General features: G+C 75.0%; 1 protein-coding gene. It reads right to left on the bottom strand.

Annotation, left to right across the window (positions count from 1 at the left end; all coding sequences use genetic code 11):
- On the bottom strand, positions 1–1,095 hold a 1,095-nt coding region (locus SACPADRAFT_RS0208670; RefSeq protein WP_007027659.1), incomplete at its 3' end, for a cysteine--tRNA ligase.
- Between the last annotated feature and the right edge of the window lie 176 nt (positions 1,096–1,271).

The following is a 1,271-nucleotide window of genomic DNA, read 5'->3' as shown; positions in this document are numbered from 1 at the left end:
GACGGCGGCGTCGACCGCGGCGGGGACGTCGAGGTCCGCGCCGAGCAGGTCACGCAGGTGCTCGATGTCGGCCTCGTCGGTCCGGCCGCCCTTGCTGCCCGCCGCCCGGTGCAGGTCCTCCACCCGGGCCGCGGCCGCCTCCAGCGCCCCGGGGGTGTAGTCCCAGGTCTGCGACCACGGCCGGTCGATGATCGCCATGCGGACCACCGCCGCCGGATACCGCGCGAGCAGGTCCTGCACGAGCACGAGATTGCCCGCCGACTTGGCCATCTTCACCCCGTCCACGGTCACCGTGCCCACGTGCAGCCACGCCCGCGCGTAGGGGGTGACGCCGGTCAGCGCCTCGGCCATCGCCGCGTGGTAGGCGTGGTGCGGGAAGCGCAGGTCGGCGCCCCCCGCGTGGATGTCCACCCCGACGCCGAACGCCGACACCGACATCGCGACGCACTCGGCGTGCCACCCGGGCCTGCCCGGCCCCCAGGGGGAGTCCCACGCGGGGTGGCCGGGCTCGGCGGGCTGCCACACGGCCACGTCGAACGGGTCGTCCTTAACGGCGTCGTCCGGCCTGCCGCCGTACTCCCGGGCCAGGCGGAGGGCGTCGTCCTCGTGCAATCCCGCGCGGGCCACGACGTGCCTGCCGCGGAAGTAGACGCCCCCGTCCCGTTCGTAGGCGGCTCCCGAGGCGATCAGGGCCCCCGCGAGCCGGATCACCGAGTCGACGTAGCGGTGCGCTCGGGGCTCGTGGTCGGGCGCGCGCACGTTCAGCGCCGCCATGTCGCCCTCGAACTGGAACTCCTGGAAGGCGGCGTAGTGGTCGTAGCGCAGCCCCGCCCGCCGGGCGGCGTCGTCGAGGACGTCGTCGATGTCGGTGACGTTGCGGCACACGAGCGGCTCCACGCCCAGCACGCGCAGCACGCGGCTGAGGGTGTCCACCCAGACGAACGTGGCCGCGTGGCCGAGGTGGGTCACGTCGTAGGGCGTGATGCCGCAGGCGTACACGCGGGCCTTGTCGAGCAGGCTCACCGGCCGCCGGTCCAGGGTGAGCGTGGTGGCCCCGGTGGCGGGCCGCCACCGCGTCATCGATTCGGTCGTCATGCGCCCCATCGTCCCGTGTGCGCCGCGCCCGCGCCTCACCCGGTGCGGACGGACCCGGTTCCCGGAGCCGGACGGGTTCGTGGGGGCCGGGCCCGTCCGGCGGTCACCACTCCCGCTGCTGCAGACCCGTGAGCAGACGGTCCATGAACTGCGGGTCCGGCCCGGTGGCCGGAGGC

This window comes from Saccharomonospora iraqiensis subsp. paurometabolica YIM 90007, from assembly GCF_000231035.2.
Classification (GTDB): Bacteria; Actinomycetota; Actinomycetes; order Mycobacteriales; family Pseudonocardiaceae; genus Saccharomonospora; species Saccharomonospora paurometabolica.
Note: the sequence above shows the minus strand (reverse complement) of the source record. Positions and strands in the feature narration are given on the sequence as shown.